This is a genomic window from Sulfitobacter sp. OXR-159 (assembly GCF_034377145.1).
Classification (GTDB): domain Bacteria; phylum Pseudomonadota; class Alphaproteobacteria; order Rhodobacterales; family Rhodobacteraceae; genus Sulfitobacter.
The window spans coordinates 2,448,673-2,464,875 of sequence record NZ_CP139707.1; the positions used below are offsets into that span (position 1 = coordinate 2,448,673).

At 63.0% G+C, this 16,203-nt stretch carries 13 protein-coding genes; 6 read left to right on the plus strand and 7 right to left on the minus strand.

Annotated elements, in window-relative coordinates:
* Nucleotides 1-8 precede the first annotated feature (8 nt).
* Both T8A63_RS12580 and T8A63_RS12585 read right to left on the minus strand, forming a co-directional pair.
* Complete coding sequence (locus T8A63_RS12580; protein ID WP_322344001.1) at nucleotides 9-2,306, minus strand: xanthine dehydrogenase family protein molybdopterin-binding subunit; 2,298 nt, start codon at nucleotides 2,304-2,306, stop codon at nucleotides 9-11.
* A gap of 70 nt (nucleotides 2,307-2,376) precedes the next feature.
* The gene (locus T8A63_RS12585; RefSeq protein WP_322344002.1) at nucleotides 2,377-3,537 is read right to left on the minus strand and encodes a type III PLP-dependent enzyme; all 1,161 of its coding nucleotides are present in this window, start codon (nucleotides 3,535-3,537) and stop codon (nucleotides 2,377-2,379) included.
* A gap of 100 nt (nucleotides 3,538-3,637) precedes the next feature.
* Here T8A63_RS12585 and T8A63_RS12590 point away from each other — a divergent pair, with 100 nt between their 5' ends.
* Both T8A63_RS12590 and T8A63_RS12595 read left to right on the plus strand, forming a co-directional pair.
* Entirely contained in the window at nucleotides 3,638-4,078 is a 441-nt protein-coding gene (locus T8A63_RS12590; RefSeq protein ID WP_322344003.1) for an Lrp/AsnC family transcriptional regulator, read from the plus strand.
* A 92-nt stretch (nucleotides 4,079-4,170) separates the two neighbouring features.
* The gene (locus T8A63_RS12595) at nucleotides 4,171-7,275 is read left to right on the plus strand and encodes a valine--tRNA ligase (RefSeq protein WP_322344004.1); all 3,105 of its coding nucleotides are present in this window, start codon (nucleotides 4,171-4,173) and stop codon (nucleotides 7,273-7,275) included.
* 230 nt (nucleotides 7,276-7,505) lie between these two features.
* Here T8A63_RS12595 and T8A63_RS12600 read toward each other — a convergent pair whose 3' ends face one another.
* A complete protein-coding gene (locus tag T8A63_RS12600; protein WP_322344005.1) occupies nucleotides 7,506-8,297 on the minus strand; it encodes a crotonase/enoyl-CoA hydratase family protein in 792 nt (263 codons plus the stop codon).
* A gap of 119 nt (nucleotides 8,298-8,416) precedes the next feature.
* Here T8A63_RS12600 and T8A63_RS12605 point away from each other — a divergent pair, with 119 nt between their 5' ends.
* A complete protein-coding gene (locus T8A63_RS12605) occupies nucleotides 8,417-9,520 on the plus strand; it encodes a pyridoxal phosphate-dependent aminotransferase (RefSeq protein WP_322344006.1) in 1,104 nt (367 codons plus the stop codon).
* Here the strand turns inward: T8A63_RS12605 and T8A63_RS12610 are convergent.
* Nucleotides 9,517-10,725 carry a pyridoxal-phosphate-dependent aminotransferase family protein gene (locus T8A63_RS12610; protein ID WP_322344007.1) on the minus strand — a complete coding sequence of 403 codons (1,209 nt, stop codon included), beginning with the start codon at nucleotides 10,723-10,725 and terminating at the stop codon, nucleotides 9,517-9,519. The two genes, T8A63_RS12605 and T8A63_RS12610, sit on opposite strands and share 4 nt — an antisense overlap.
* Before the next feature lie 233 nt (nucleotides 10,726-10,958).
* Here T8A63_RS12610 and T8A63_RS12615 point away from each other — a divergent pair, with 233 nt between their 5' ends.
* On the plus strand, nucleotides 10,959-12,815 hold the full coding sequence (locus T8A63_RS12615) for an ABC transporter ATP-binding protein (protein WP_067938537.1): 1,857 nt from the start codon (nucleotides 10,959-10,961) through the stop codon (nucleotides 12,813-12,815).
* Nucleotides 12,816-12,847: 32 nt separating this feature from the next.
* Here T8A63_RS12615 and T8A63_RS12620 read toward each other — a convergent pair whose 3' ends face one another.
* Nucleotides 12,848-13,531, minus strand: a complete 684-nt coding sequence (locus T8A63_RS12620) for a TIGR04283 family arsenosugar biosynthesis glycosyltransferase (RefSeq protein WP_322344008.1) — start codon at nucleotides 13,529-13,531, stop codon at nucleotides 12,848-12,850.
* 64 nt (nucleotides 13,532-13,595) lie between these two features.
* Between T8A63_RS12620 and T8A63_RS12625 the strand changes: the two genes are divergently transcribed.
* Entirely contained in the window at nucleotides 13,596-14,342 is a 747-nt protein-coding gene (locus T8A63_RS12625; protein ID WP_322344009.1) for a folate-binding protein, read from the plus strand.
* A gap of 68 nt (nucleotides 14,343-14,410) precedes the next feature.
* Here T8A63_RS12625 and efp read toward each other — a convergent pair whose 3' ends face one another.
* Nucleotides 14,411-14,974 carry an elongation factor P gene (gene efp, locus T8A63_RS12630; RefSeq protein WP_067629376.1) on the minus strand — a complete coding sequence of 188 codons (564 nt, stop codon included), beginning with the start codon at nucleotides 14,972-14,974 and terminating at the stop codon, nucleotides 14,411-14,413.
* 222 nt (nucleotides 14,975-15,196) lie between these two features.
* Here efp and T8A63_RS12635 point away from each other — a divergent pair, with 222 nt between their 5' ends.
* Nucleotides 15,197-15,517: a DUF6280 family protein gene (locus T8A63_RS12635; RefSeq protein WP_007120494.1), complete on the plus strand. Its 321-nt coding sequence runs from the start codon at nucleotides 15,197-15,199 to the stop codon at nucleotides 15,515-15,517.
* Nucleotides 15,518-15,590: 73 nt separating this feature from the next.
* Here T8A63_RS12635 and T8A63_RS12640 read toward each other — a convergent pair whose 3' ends face one another.
* Entirely contained in the window at nucleotides 15,591-16,169 is a 579-nt protein-coding gene (locus T8A63_RS12640) for a cobalamin biosynthesis protein CobQ (protein WP_322344010.1), read from the minus strand.
* Between the last annotated feature and the right edge of the window lie 34 nt (nucleotides 16,170-16,203).

Consider the following 16,203-nt stretch of genomic DNA (forward strand, 5'->3'; position numbering starts at 1 on the left):
ACAGGCTTTTACTCGGCTGCGATTGCGGCACCTTGCAGCATCTCCCAGACCCTATGCGGGGTGAAAGGCATATCCGCCTGCCGCACACCGCGTTCCCAAAGCGCATCCTGCACCGCGTTCGATACCGCCGCGAGCGCGCCCACAGTCCCAGCCTCACCACAGCCCTTCATGCCCATGGCATTGGCGGTCGAGGGCACAGGCTCAGAGGTGAACGAGATCATCGGCAGATCGGCGGCGCGGGGCATGGCGTAGTCCATGAAGGTGGCGGTCAGAAGCTGGCCGTCTTCATCATAGACCACCCGTTCCTGCACCGCTTGACCGATGCCTTGGGCGACCCCGCCGTGCACCTGCCCCTCGGCCAGCATCGGGTTGATCAGATTGCCAAAATCATCGACCACCGTGTAGCGACCTAGCGTCACCACCCCGGTTTCAGGGTCGATCACTACCTCGGCCACATGCGCCCCGTTGGGATAGCTGCGCCCCGGCAGGCTGGCGCGTTCGTGGTGAGACAGCAGATCATCCCGGCCCTTGGCGCGGGCCATTTCGGCCACTTCCATCATCGTGGGGCTGACGTTCGACCCCTCGGCGCGGAAGCGTTCGTCGTCAAAGGTGATATCGCTGGCCGCAACGCCCAGTTCATCAGCCAAAAACGCCGTGAACACCTCGGTTATCTTCGCCACGGTGGCCAAGGTCGCCGTGTTCTGCGTGGTGACCGAACGCGAGCCGCCAGTGCCACCGCCCTTTTTGATCAAGTCGCTATCCCCCTGCACAACGCGGATTTGCTCTGCCGGAATGCCGGTCTGATCCGACAGGAACTGCGCATAGACCGTCTCATGCCCCTGACCGTTGCTTTGAGTGCCGACATAGATCGTCACGTGGCCATTCTCCTCAAAGACTACTTTGGCCCCTTCGGAAGGATCGCCGAGAATGCTTTCGATATAGTAACACAAGCCCTGCCCCCGCAGCAGGCCGCGCTTGGCGTCGGCGGTACGGCGGGCCGCGAACCCCTCACGGTCACCCTCCTCTCCCGCCCGGGTCAGGAGGCGCGCGAAATCGCCCACGTCGTAAAGCTCTCCCGTGGCGGTGGTATAGGGAAACTGATCCGGCTTGATGAAGTTGATCCGCCGCAATTCCCACGGATCGACGCCCAACTCCCGGGCTGCGCGGTCCATCAACCGCTCCAGCACATAGATCGCCTCGGGCCGCCCGGCGCCGCGATAGGCATCGACCTGCACGGTGTTGGTGTAATAGCCCTCGACATGCAGATAGGTGTCTTGCACGTCATAAACACCCATCAAAACCTTAGAGAACAGCGTCGACTGGATCGGCTGGCCGAACTGGCTGTTATAGGCCCCGAGGTTGCAGCGCGTGTCGACACGGTAGGCGGTGATCTTGTGGTTTTCGTCAAAGGCGAATTCGGCCCAAGACACCAGATCGCGCCCGCCGTTGTCGGTGAGCATGGCTTCGGTGCGCTCTGACATCCAACGCACCGGGCGGCCCAGCGCCCGCGCAGCTTGAGCGATGCAGAAGTACTCTGGGTAGGTCATCGCCTTCATGCCGAAACCACCCCCGACATCGGGGTTGGTCACGCGCACGGCGTCTTCGGAAAGACCGAATGCCTTGGTTAGAAAGCCCTTATGCGCCCAGACGCCCTGCCCGTTCAACGCCACATGCAACCGGCTATCGGCCCATTCCGCATAGCAGCCGCGCGGTTCCATCGAATTAACGATGATGCGGTTGTCGCCCACCTCTAGCCTCACGCGCCGCGCAGCCTTGGCAAATGCCGCCTCAACCTTGGTCTCATCCCCCATGCCCCAGTCGAAGGCGCGGTTGTCGGGCGCTTCGGCGTGCAATGTCTCGCCGCCGGGGGTCAGGTCCATCTTGGCGGGCAGATCATCGGCATCGAATAGGATCAACTCGGCAGCGTCACGCGCCTGTTGCAAGGTGTCGGCCACGATCAGGGCAACCGGCTCTCCCACATAGCGCACCCGCTCTTTCGCCAACATCGGGCGCAGCGGTGCCGCCCCCTTGCTGCCATCGCGGTTGTCGACCACCGTATGCGGCAGGGCGATGTTCATCCCCGCCGTTTCCAGATCGGCACAGGTCAGCACCAGATGCACGCCCTCAGCGTCCCGGGCATCGCTCACGTCCAGTTCGGTGATCACCCCATGCGCCACCGGCGCGCGGAAAAAGACACCGTGCAGTGCCCCTTGGGGGGCGATGTCATCGACGTAGCGGCCATCGCCGATCAGAAAACGGTGGTCTTCCACCCGTTTGACCGGCTGGCTTTTCCCGAACTTTTCCATCTGACGCTGCCCCTGCTGCCCTGCCTATTCCAGCGCAACAGTAGCGGGCGAACCGCCAGTGTCCAGAGGCTCAGGCGGCCTTGCGCTTGGGCGCAGCCCCAAGGTCGGAGACAAGCGTGATGCCCGCCAGCCCATAGCCATTAAAGGCGGTGGACATGGCGATGGAATAAGCCCCCATCCCGCCGAACAACAGATAATCCCCCGTCTGCGCATCTTCGGGCAGCGGCAGGCCGTCGGGCAAGCGATCCAACGAATCGCAAGTGGGGCCAAAGACCACGCGCGGTGTCGGCGCCCCTTGGCGCAGCGCCCCCTCAGGGCCGACCACATCCACCAGCCCAGACAGGCCCATGTCGCGCAGATCGGGCAGACCGCCATAGATACCGTCGTTCAAGAACACCCTCCGCCCGGCGTTGCGCATCCCCTTGATACGGGTCGCCAGCACAGCGGCATCGGCAACCATCGCGCGCCCCGGCTCGCAAAGCAGCGAGGGCGCATCCGTCCCAAAACTCTCGGCAAGTGCCAACTTCACCGCGGCGAAAACCGCCCGATGATCGGGCGCGTCAAAGCCGCGATCTACAGCAAACCCACCGCCGATATTCATCCGTTTGATCGAGACACCCGCCGCATGCAGAATATCCGCCGCCGCATGGACATATTGCACCCAAGCCTGCGGATCATTGCACTGCGTGCCGGGGTGGAAACACATTGACGGGGTGAACCCCATCTCAGCCACCGCGCGCAACAGCTCCGCCGCCTGCTCAGGGGCCGCGCCGAATTTGGACCCGAAATCATAGGCCGCACCCTTCACCGGCAAGGCAAATCGCACCGCCACTTCATTGTCGCGCGGCACGTCGCGCAGCTTGGCCAGTTCCGACATATCGTCGATCGACCAGCTATAGACGCCCGCCGCGATCCCGGCCCGCACCTCTGCCGCCGAGCGGACAGGGTTGTTGTAATGCAGCACCGCCTGCGGGCAGACCGCCCGGACCGCCGCCATCTCCGCCGGAGAGGCCACATCGAAGGTGGTGATCCCCGCCGCGACAAGGTTCGAGAGCACCTCGGGCCGGTCATTGGCTTTAACCGCATAGGTCACCAACCCGTCGAAATCCGCCTGAAAGCGCCGCGCCGTGGCTTGCAGCACCGAAGGAGCGAGGAACAGCACCGGCGCGTCGGGGCTGTGTTTCGCCAGATAGGCGGCGGGGCTGTCGGAAAGGGGGGCGATATGCTGCATGGGGGCCTCTTGTTTGCTTTTCTCCAGTAAACCCGCGATTTCAGTCGATTCACCGTGTCAAACCGCCTAAAGTGACGCGAACTTTCGGCGGATTGACGAGATGGCAGTACAACTTGACGACACCGACCGCGCTTTGATCGCGGCACTACAGGGCAATGCCCGATTGCCGGTAGCTGATCTCGCGCGCAGTCTGGGCCTTGCCCGCACTACCGTTCAGGCGCGGCTGGAACGGCTGGAACGCAGCGGCGCCATCACCGGCTACACTCTGCGCTTGGGCGAGGCAGCCCGTGCCCCGCTTCATGCCACGGCGCTGGTTAATATTGAGTTGCGCGCTGGCCCCGCCGTGCTGGCCCGGCTGCGCAGCCTGCCCGCTGTGCAGGTCGTGCACACCACCTCGGGCCGTTTTGACCTGCTGGTGCAGATCGCGGCCCAAACCACGCAGGAGCTGGACGAGACCCTCGACCGTATCGGCGAGACGCGGGGCGTGAAGGGCAGCGAAAGCCTGATCCACCTGAGCACCAAGATCGACAGACGCGGCTAACCCCTCCCTAGCTATGACCCAAGCCCTGTCAGGGGTCTTTCCCTCGCCGCGCCAGACCGCTAAACGGGGCGCAACAAAAGGGATCACTGACCATGGCACTCGAAAAGACCTTCAACGCCGCCGAGGCGGAAAGCCGCATCTACGCCGATTGGGAGACCAAAGGCGCGTTCAAAGCGGGCGCGAACGCGCAGCGCGACGAGCATTTCTCGGTGATGATCCCGCCGCCGAATGTCACCGGCTCGCTGCACATGGGCCATGCCTTCAACAACACGCTGCAAGATATCCTCGTGCGCTGGCACCGGATGCAGGGGTTTGACACCCTCTGGCAGCCGGGCCAAGACCACGCGGGCATCGCCACACAGATGGTGGTGGAACGCGAATTGGCCGCCACCGGCCAGCCCGGCCGCCGCGAGTTGGGCCGCGAGGCGTTTACCGCCAAGGTCTGGGAGCAGAAGCAGAAATCCGGCGGCACGATCATCGACCAGCTGCGCCGTTTGGGCGCCTCTTGCGACTGGTCGCGCAACGCTTTCACCATGTCCGGCGCGCCCGGTGCGCCCGAGGGTGAGGAAGGCAACTTCCACGATGCCGTGATCAAGGTCTTTGTGGACATGTACAACAAAGGGCTGATCTACCGCGGCAAGCGGCTGGTCAACTGGGACCCGCATTTCGAGACGGCGATCTCGGATTTGGAGGTCGAGAGCACCGAAGTCGACGGCCACATGTGGCACTTCAAATATCCGCTGGCCGGGGGCGAGACCTATACCTACGTCGAGAAAGACGAAGACGGGAACACGCTCTTCGAAGAGACCCGCGACTATATCTCCATCGCCACTACACGGCCCGAAACCATGCTTGGCGACGGCGCGGTCGCGGTTCATCCATCAGATGAGCGTTACGCTTCAATCGTCGGAAAACTCTGCGAAATCCCGGTCGGCCCGAAAGAACAGCGCCGCCTCATCCCGATCATCACCGACGAATACCCAGACAAGAACTTCGGCTCTGGTGCGGTGAAGATCACCGGCGCGCATGACTTCAACGACTACGGTGTGGCCAAGCGCAACAATATCCCGCTCTACGCGCTGATGGACACCCAAGGCCGGATGCGCGCCGATGGTCTGCCCTACGATCAGGCAGCCGCCCGCGCTCAGGCCATCGCCGATGGTTCCGAAGCCGCGCCCGAAGACGCGACCGAGATCAACCTCGTGCCGGACGCCTACCGCGGCTTGGATCGTTTCGAGGCCCGCAAGCGCGTGGTCGAGGACGTGACCGCCGAGGGCCTTGCCGTGATGACCGAGGCGACCGACCCGCGCCTTGGCCGCGCCGCCAAGAAGGCCCCCGTCGAGCCCGGCGAAGGCGGCGAGATGCGCACCGAAGAAGAGAACCTCGTGCCGCTGGTCGAAGCCAAGAAGATCATGCAGCCCTTCGGCGACCGCTCCAAGGTGGTGATCGAGCCGATGCTGACCGACCAGTGGTTCGTCGCCACCGACAAGATCGTGCAGCCCGCCATTGATGCGGTGCGCTCTGGCGAAGTCACGATCCTGCCCGAGCAGGACCGCAAGGTGTATTTCCATTGGCTGGAGAACATCGAGCCCTGGTGCATCTCGCGTCAGCTGTGGTGGGGGCATCAGATCCCCGTGTGGTATGGGCCGGAGATAAATAAAGAACTATCTGAAGAGCCTTACGTAGTAGGAACAGACCAGACCGTCTGGCTGAGTTACTTGGATAAGAAGGCATTCTGCGCCGCAGACTACGAAACTGCAAAAGGAGATATGATCGATAGCTACGGCGATCTCGAAGTGATTGTCGTTGAAAGTCAATATGAAGCGATTGTGCGGACTGGAAACGCGAAACGGGACACTAACAATAATCCACTTCAAGTATTTGTTTGGCGCGACCCCGACGTTCTCGACACATGGTTCTCCTCCGGCCTCTGGCCCATCGGCACGCTGGGCTGGCCCGAGCAAACCGCCGAGCTTGAGAAATACTTCCCTACCTCCGTGCTGGTCACCGGTTTCGACATCATCTTTTTCTGGGTCGCGCGGATGATGATGATGCAATACGCCGTGGTCGACCAAAAGCCCTTCGACACCGTCTATGTCCACGCGCTGGTGCGCGACGAGAAGGGCAAGAAGATGTCGAAGTCTTTGGGCAACGTGCTCGACCCGCTGGAGTTGATCGACGAGTTTGGCGCGGATGCGGTGCGCTTTACCGTTACTTCGATGGCGGCGATGGGGCGTGACCTGAAACTCAGCACGCAGCGCATCGCGGGCTATCGCAACTTCGGCACCAAGCTCTGGAACGCGCATCGCTTTGCCGAGATGAACAACGTCTTTGCCAGCATGCCCGCCGCGATGCCGCAGCCGCAGGCCACGCTGAACAAATGGATCGTTGGCGAGACCGCGCGCATCCGCGAGGAGGTTGACGCGGCGCTTGGCAACTTCCGCTTCAACGACGCGGCCAATGCGCTCTACGCTTTTGTCTGGGGGAAGGTCTGCGACTGGTATGTGGAACTGTCTAAGCCGCTGTTGCAAGACGACGCGCCCGAGGCCGAAGAGACCCGCGCGACGATGGCTTGGGTGTTGGAGCAATGCTTGGTGCTGCTGCACCCGATCATGCCTTTCATCACCGAAGAACTGTGGCAGACCACCACCAAGCGCGACCAATTGCTCGCCCTGACCGATTGGCCGACCTACACCACCGCCGATCTGCTGGATGCGGAGGCGGACCGGGAACTGAACTGGGTGATCGGCCTGATCGAAAGCATCCGCTCTGCGCGTCAGCAGATGCATGTGCCCGCCGGGCTGAAGGTGCCGATGCTGGTGACAGAGATGGACGAGGCTGCACAGGGCGCATGGGATCGCAACGAGGTGATGATCAAACGCCTCGCGCGGGTCGAGAGCCTTGAGCGTGCCGACAGTTTCCCCAAAGGCACCGTGTCCATCGCGGCACCGGGGGCCAGCTTCGGCCTGCCCTTGGCCGGGTTGATCGACATCGACGCCGAGAAGGCGCGCCTGCAAAAATCGCTCGACAAACTGGGCAAGGAGATCGGTGGGCTGAAGGGGCGTTTGAACAACCCCAAGTTTGCGGCCTCAGCGCCGGAAGAGGTTGTCGCCGAAGCGCAGGCCAATCTGGCCGCGCGTCAGGAAGAGGCGGACCAGTTGCAGGCCGCACTGGACCGTCTGGCCGAACTGGGCTGAGATTGAGGGCGTGGCGGTTTAGCTGCCACGCCATTCACGAAAGCCGGGCAGCGCCAGACCGCGGGATGGCGCTCACGACATTTCAATTGGGCAGTTTATCCTGCCGCGCATACGATCGGTTTCCGGGACGGCACTCCAAAAGCTAAAGCGCCAGCCCGTCCGGGCGGTCTGGCGCTGCCCGGCGGCCTTACGGCCTTGATTCCGGGCTGTTGCGCAGAACGCCCCCAGCCCTACTTAAACACCGCAGGCCGCTTGCCGAACTCCGCCGCGATCACCTCCATCTGCTCTGGCTTGCCCAAGAGCGCCGCCTGTTCCCGCGACTCGGACAAGAGTACATCTGCATCCGACGCCCCGGATTCCGCATATCCAATCAACCGCTTGGCCGCCCGCACGGCATTCGGCCCCTTCCCGGCAATCACCCGCGCCAGTTCCAAAGCCGCCGCCTGCGGGTCATCGGCGACCTCGGTCACCAGCCCCCAGCGCTCCGCCTGCGCGGCCTCCACAGGTGCCCCAGTATAGGTCAACCGCCGCAACACATCCGAACGCACCAAACGCGGCAACAGAACCATGCCGCCCATATCCGGCACGATGCCCCATTTCATCTCCATCACCGCAAGCTTGCTATCCGGCGCCGCTATGCGGATATCCGCGCCAAGCGCCAATTGCATCCCAGCGCCATAGACCACCCCGTGAAGCGCCGCGATCACCGGGATTTCCAAACGGTGCCAGACCATCGACACCTCCTGCCACTTGTTCGTCGTCCCATCCCCATGTGTCCGCGGCATGATCAACGCTTCAGGATCCTTACCGACCATCCCTGACAACCCGCCAATATCGATCCCGGCGCAAAAGCCTTTGCCCTCGCCTGAGAGCACCACCACCCGGGCATCCGAGGCCGCAACCTCCTGCCCTGCCGCAATAATCGCTTCGATCATCTTATCATCCACGGCGTTCATCTTGTCGGCGCGGGTGAGGGTCACATGGGCGATATGGTCTTCGATCCGGGTGGTGACGCGGGGCATGGCTGTTCTCCTAAATGTTTGGCGCAGTTCAGCGCAGATCAACGCGCGGCACCAGCAAAACGTGGCGGCAGGTGCTGCGACCCTTGCCCTCTCAACGGCGCAACCCTACACCTTGGCGCATGACATATGCACGCCTCACCCCCCTCGCCCAAAGCCTGCCCGCCAACGTCCCCTTCGTGGGCCCCGAAGCACAAGAGCGCAGCCTTGGCCGCCCCTTCAAAGCGCGGCTGGGTGCCAATGAAAACGTCTTTGGCCCCTCGCCCCGCGCCATCGCAGCCATGGCTGAGACCGAGATGTGGAAATACGGCGATTCAGAAAGCGTGGAGCTGCGCGCGGCATTGGCCGAATTGCATGGCGTGACACCCGACAATATCATCGTTGGCGAAGGCATCGACGGGCTGCTGGGCTATCTCGTACGTCTGCTGGTGGGCGAAGGCGATGCGGTGGTAACCTCGGAAGGCGCTTACCCAACCTTCAACTACCATGTCGCAGGCTTTGGCGGCGTGCTGCACAAGGTGTCCTACCGCGACGATCACGAAGACCCGGCAGCGCTTTTCGCCAAAGCGGCAGAGATTGACGCCAAGCTCGTCTACCTCGCCAATCCCGACAATCCGATGGGCACTTGGCATGAGGGCACGGCACTGGCGCGCGCGCTTGACGATCTGCCCCAAGGCAGCCTGCTTTTGCTGGATGAGGCCTATATCGAATGCGCCCCCGAGGGCACAGCACCCCAGCTTTCCGCCGATGACCCGCGGGTGATCCGGATGCGCACCTTTTCCAAAGCCTATGGCCTCGCCGGGGCGCGGATCGGCTATGCCATCGCCGCGCCCGAGTTGATCACCGCCTTTCACAAGGTGCGCAATCACTTTGGTCTCAACCGCGCGGCGCAGGCGGGGGCCTTGGCGGCGGTGCAGGATCAAGACTACCTTATGCAAGTTCAGACCCAGATCGCCGAGGCCCGCGACAGGATCGCTCAAATCGCTGAAAAGAACGGGCTGAGCACCCTGCCCTCCGCCGCCAATTTCGTCGCGATCGACTGTGGCGGCGATGGCGCCTTCGCCAAGGCGGTGCTGGATGCCCTAGTGGCGCGGGGCATCTTTGTGCGCATGCCCTTTGCCGCGCCGCAAAACCGCTGCATCCGCATCAGTTGCAGTACGACAGAGGAGTTGGATTACTTCGCCGCCGCCTTACCCGACGCTCTGACCGAAGCGCGCGGGGCTTAAGCCCCGCCGATCACCTCCGCCGCCGCCTGCAGCGCGCCCGGCCCGTGGTCGATCTTTAGCGCCGAAAGCCCGGCTTCGATCCCGCCGAGCAGGCCCATGATCATATGGCCGTTCACATGGCCCATATGGCCAAGGCGGAAGAACCCGTGCCACGCAGGCTCCCCCGGCAGCGCCATGCCCAGCCCCACGCCCAGTGTCAGGCCCAGATTGCTTTGCACCCAATCGCGCAACTCTGTCGCATGGGGCGCTTGCAGCCGCAGAGCGGTGACGGCATGGCTGCGCAGGGCGCGGTCTTCGATGTTGAACCGCAGGCTGCCCTCTGCCGACCATGCCTCGCACGCTGCCCAAACCGCGCGGGCCAAGGTGGCATGGCGCTGCCAGACCTGCTCGATCCCCTCTTCATGGATCATATCAAGCGCGGCGCGCAGGCCATAAAGGTGATGCGTCGGGGCGGTGCCGCCGTGGTATTGGTAGAACTCCTCCGCATGGGCGCGCGGCGACCAATCCCAATAGCGGCTCACTCGTGGCAGACGCGCGCGGGCCTCCTCGGCTCGGTCGTTGAAGAACACGAAGGCCATGCCCGGCGGCACCATCAGCCCCTTTTGCGAAGCGGTGACCATGACATCAACGCCCCAAGCGTCCATCTCGAACCGCTCGCATCCCAGCGAGGCGATGCAATCGGCCATCAAAAGCGCGGGGTGGCCTGCCTCATCCAACAGACGGCGTAGGCCGGGGACATCGTTGCGGACCGAGCTTGACGTGTCCACATGAACCGCCATCAGCGCCTTGATCTGGTGGCCCGTGTCGGCCTTCAAACGCTCGGCCACCTGCGCCAGATCAACCGGCGCATTGCGGCCAAAGTCGAGGATATCCACCTCCGCCCCCAGCCCCGTCGCCATTTCGGCCCAGCCATGGCCGAAACGCCCCGTCGCCAGCACCAGCACGCGGTCGCCCGGTGCTATGACATTGCTCAGCGCGGCCTCCCAAGCGCCGTGGCCGTTGCTGATATACATCGCCACATGACGATCTGTACGCGCCACACGTTTCAAATCGGCCGCCAGTGCCGGCATCATCTCAACCAACTCACCCTCATAGATATTCGGGGCGGCGCGGTGCATCGCGCTCAGCACCGCGTCGGGCATGACCGAGGGGCCGGGAATGGCAAGGTACGAACGACCTTGGACGAGTTTATTCTGCTTTGTCATGATATTGGCTGCCGTTTTGAAAATGCGTGACCGGGCTGCGGTCGGGCGCAGCTTACTGCCCGCCGGGCCGGGGTCAACACGCGATCGGACGTAAGGTAAGCCGCGCCCCGGACGTCCCTACCCCGGCCCGCTCCGGCCCGGATGCGCGTCCCATGCGCGCCCTGCGACGGCTTGCCCTGCCTGCGCGGCTTTCGTACACGGGATCCGACTGCCCAAAAGGATCAGGCACCGGCATGAATGATGACAGTTACACCTCCGCGCAGTTGATGCGTTGGCTTTGGCATGACTATCTAAAGAAACACACCGGCCTGATGGCCATCGCGGTGATCTTCATGATCATCGAAGGCTCGACCTTGGGCGTGCTAGCCAAGCTGATGGAGCCGATGTTCGACCGCGTCTTTGTCGGCGGCGACCAAGGTGCGCTGGTTTGGGTGGGGCTGGTGCTGGTGGCGATCTTTGCGCTGCGCGCGCTGGCCACGGTGGTGCAAAAGGTGCTGCTGACCCGCGTGGCGCAACGCACGGCGGCGGACCTGCGCATCGACCTGTTGGACCGGATGATGCAGCAGGATGGTGCCTTTCACCAAAACCACCCGCCCGGTTTTCTTGTGCAGCGCGTGCAATCGGATGTGAACGCGGTCAGCGATGTCTGGCGCGCGGTGATCACCGGCGCGGGGCGCGATCTGGTGGGGCTGGTGATCCTGATGGGCGTCGCCATCGCGATTGATCCGATCTGGGCGCTTTTGGCGATGGTCGGCGTGCCGCTAATGGTGCTGCCGGCCGCCATCGCCCAGCGTTTCGTCCGCGCCCGCTCGCGCGAGGCGCGCGACATCGGCGCCAGCCTCTCGACACGTCTGGACGAGGTCTTTCACGGCATCGTGCAGATCAAACTGAACGCGCTGGAAGACTATCAGGCCCGACAATACCGCGAGTTGACGCGCACCTTTATTCGCACCGAAGTTCGCGCCGCCTTTGGCAATTCCGCGATCCCGGCGATGATCGACATCATGTCAGGCATCGGTTTCATGGCTGTGATCGTCTATGGCGGGTCCGAGATCATCGCGGGCAACAAGACCATTGGCGAGTTCATGACCTTCTTTACCTCGCTCGGGTTCATGTTCTCCCCCCTGCGCCGCCTCGGCGCGATCAGCGGCCTGTGGCAGATGGCCGCCGCTGCACTGGAGCGGATCAAGGAGCTGCTCGACGCGCCCCTGCACCTGCGCAGCCCGGCCAAGCCCGTGGCCGCGCCCGATGGCCCGCCTGACGTTACCTTGGCGGATGTCTCACTCTCCTACGGCGATACGAAGGTGCTGAATGCATTGAACCTGACCGCGCAAGCGGGCCAGACGACCGCCCTTGTTGGCGCCTCGGGCGCGGGGAAATCGACCATTTTCAACCTGCTCACGCGGCTGGTGGATCCACAAAGCGGAACGGTTCAAATCGGCGGGGTCGACACCACGTCGATGACCATCCCAGACCTGCGGGGCCTGTTTTCTGTCGTGACGCAAGAGGCGCTGCTGTTTGATGAGACCCTGCGCGAGAATATCGTGCTGGGCCGCGAGAACGTCAGCGACGAAGAACTCGACCGGGTGCTGAAAGCCGCCCATGTGGCCGATTTCCTGCCGCAGCTTGAACAGGGGTTAGAGACCCGCGTCGGTCCGCGCGGCTCGGCCCTGTCGGGCGGGCAGCGTCAGCGTGTGGTGATCGCCCGCGCCCTGCTGCGCGACACGCCGATTCTGCTGCTTGATGAGGCCACCAGCGCCTTGGATGCGCAATCTGAACAGGTTGTGCAGGATGCCCTTGATCGGCTCGCCAAGGGGCGCACCACCATCGTGATCGCGCATCGGCTCTCGACCATCCGCAGCGCGGATAAGATCGTGGTGATGGACCGCGGCCAAGTCACCGATGAAGGCACCCACGACGAATTGATGGAGCGCGGCGGCATCTATGCCGACCTTTACCGTCTGCAATTCCGCGACGGAAAGACGGTGTCGGATGCCCGTGGCCTCAGCGCCCTCTCTGCGAAAAAGCGCCGCGAAAGGGCGCGTCAGCCCAATCTGTTCCAACGGATCGGGGCGGTGTTCTTTAACTGAGTGCAGGGGCGCAGGGGCAACCCGCGCCCTTTTCATGACCGCCGATAGCTTTCCGCAAGGGCGTCGGGGCTGGCACCCATTATGTAGCGCATCAGCGTCCACAGGTTGCGCCCACCGCGGCGCAGCCAGCCCTGACGGCGGTATTTCTCGGCACTGGTCACGGCGATGCCCTCAAGCCGCGCCAATCGGCCTCGCAGGGCGCGGGCCAGCGCGACATCCTCCATCAGCGGCTGATCGGGGTAACCGCCAACCGCATCATAAAGCGCGCGCGGCAGCAGCAGCCCCTGATCGCCATAGGGCAAGCCACAAGCGCTGCGCAGGTTCGCCCAGCCCGCGACCAACCGCGGTGCCAACCCGCGCTGATCGAACCTAAGGCGAAACCACCCCGCAGCCCCTGCCCGGCGCGCCATGTGACCCTGCACCGCATCGGTCCAACCCGGCGCCAGCACCGTGTCGGCATGGAGCACCAAGAGCCACTCCCCCTGCGCCGCGTCGCATCCACGCCGCAACTGCCCCCCCCGCGAGGGCGCGCCCGAGATCACCTCGCCCCCCCAGCCTTCGGCCAGCTGAGGTGTGCCATCTGTCGACCCGCCATCGCTCAGGATAACCTCGCGGATCAGCCCGGCCTGCAAGCCTTCGACAAGCGCGGCAAGGCAAGCAGGCAGCGCGGCGGCTGCATTGAGACTGGGAATGACGACAGAGATCGGCGCGCGCATGGTTGCCCCTTTTGGATGGGTTTGACAGGTTATATGTCATGGCCAGCAATCAAAGGACAACCGCATGACCACGCGCCGCATTCTGCGCCTCTCCGGCCCCGACACCCGCGATTTCCTGCAAGGCATCGTGACCAATGACGTTGGCAAACTTGACCAAGGCCCGGTCTACGCCGCCCTGCTGACGCCGCAGGGCAAATATATGGCCGATTTCTTTCTGATCGCTGACGGCGATAGCGTTTTGCTTGATGTGGACGAAAGCCTTGGTGATATGCTGAGCCAACGGCTGTCGATGTATAAGCTGCGCGCCAAGGTGACGATTGAGCCGAGCGGGCTGCACCTGCACCGTGGCACCGGCCCCGCACCCGAAGATGCCGTGGCCGACCCGCGTCATTCGGAAATGGGCTGGCGCGCCTATCGCGACACGCCGCAGACCGAGGACATAACCGATTGGAACGCCCTGCGCGTGGCGCATCTGATCCCTGAGACTGGCGTGGAACTGACCCCGGATACGTTTATCCTCGAAGCCGGGCTTGATCGGATCAACGGGCTCGACTTCCGCAAGGGCTGCTATGTCGGCCAAGAGGTCACGGCGCGGATGAAGCACAAGACTGAGTTGCGCAAGGGGCTGACACGGGTTGAGGTCAGCGGCAGCGCCGCGACGGGCACGGCGATCATGGCAGAGGGCAAGCCGGCGGGCACGCTATTCACCCAAGCGGGCGGTCAAGCGCTGGCGCATCTGCGCTTTGACCGCGCCAAAGGGCAGATGCAGGCCGATGATGCGCAGGTCACTTGGCCCGGCCCTGCCGCCTGAGCGCCCCAAAACAAGAAAAAGCCCCGGCAAAACCGGGGCTGATCTAGCTTACGTTGGATGACGTTGCGTCAAGCGCGTTCGACATATTCCATGGTTTCGGTGTTCACCACGATCGCTTCGTCCTGCCCCACGAAGGGCGGAACAGAGATCTTCACACCGTTTTCCAGAATGGCTGGCTTGAAGGAATTCGCCGCTGTCTGGCCTTTGACGACTGGCTCTGTCTCGGCAATGTTGCAGACCACTTTTTGCGGCAGACGGGCGTTCAGCGCCTCGGCGTCATGGTACTCGACCACGATCATCATGCCGTCTTGCAGGAAGGGGCGTGTGTCACCCAAAAGCTCGGCATCAAGCTGCACCTGCTCATAGGTTTCGGTGTCCATTACCACCAGCATACCGTCGTCTTCATACAGAAATTGCTGGTCTTTTTGCTCCAGACGCACGCGCTCGACCTTGTCGGCAGAGCGGAAGCGTTCGTTCAATTTGGAGCCGTTGCGCAGGTTGCGCATCTCGACTTGGGCAAAGGCACCGCCCTTGCCGGGCTTCACGTGATCGACCTTCACGGCCGCCCAAAGGCCACCGTTATGTTCAAGGACGTTTCCGGGGCGGATCTCGTTTCCGTTAATCTTGGGCATGTGACAAAACCACGACATAAGGTTGATGATAAGATGACCGGGTCTATATCGGGAGGGATGGTCCCCTGCAAGCGGGCGATATCCGGGCGTCGCTGCGGCAACTAGATATGCGCAAGTTGCATGGGAGGTATGCTAAATAGAGGTATCCGAATCAAAGGATATCCGTCATAAGGGCCTCCACGCCCGAATGACAAGAGCAAGAATAATCGAAAGGACGACGAGATGAAAGATTTCGTTGATGGCACCGCTTTCAACAACGAGCAAGGCAACCGCGCACGCAAGCTCTTTGCTGCTGTGGTGCTTGCTGCTTTGGATGACGCAATTGCCGACGACAAGAAATATGGCAACGGCCCAGAACAGATCGCCCGCTGGGCCCGTTCGCGCGATGGCCGCGAAGTGCTGAGCTGCGCCGGGATTGACCCCAACGAGCGGGTCGTCGAAGGTCTGATGGAATTTGTGGGCAAAGGCGTGCGGACTTCCGTCGCCCTGTCGCGCGAAGAGTCCGAGCGCCGCAATGCCGCGCTTCAGGCCGAAGCCGCCTGAGAATATCCGCCTAGCGGAGCAATTGACGCAGCCTTCGGGCTGCGTTTTTTTGTGTCTGCTGCCCGAGCCTCTGTCAGTCTGCTCCGAAAAAGAAGATCCAATTGCGCAGGGCCAGCCCCTCGGCCAGCAGCAGCGCCAACGTCAAGCAAGAGAGCACCCATCCGGGCCTGCGCCACCACAGCGTAATGGCGGCAAGGGTGCTGACCAGCGCCTCAATCGGTGCGACCCAGGCCGCGCCGTGACGCACATCCCAATAACTGACCGGGCTTTCGAATATCCAACCCGTCAGCGGCCAGAAATGCGCCCGCCCGTCGTCGTGATGCAGCGGCAGATCGAACAGGAGATGCAGCAGCGCCGCCCCCGTCAGCGCCACGGCCCAGCCTGCTTGCCGCCAGACCGCCAGCGCCAAAAGCGCCCCCCAGACGATGAAGGAGTTATCTATCGAAAAGACCGTCTGCCAGAGGTCCGAGTAGTAAAGCTCTCCAAAGACCACACTCCCCGGCAGCCCTTGGACATAGAGCGCAAAACCCGCCATAAGATAGAGCGACAAGTCCGGCAGCAGCGCCCCGACAAGCGCCGCCCAGATCAACGGCCTGCCCCCCTCGCGCCCCATCACGGCAGCGCCCAAAAGCAAATGTGCAGGCGTGTTCATCGCGGCTCTTTCCCCTTGGATCATTTTGCGCCAG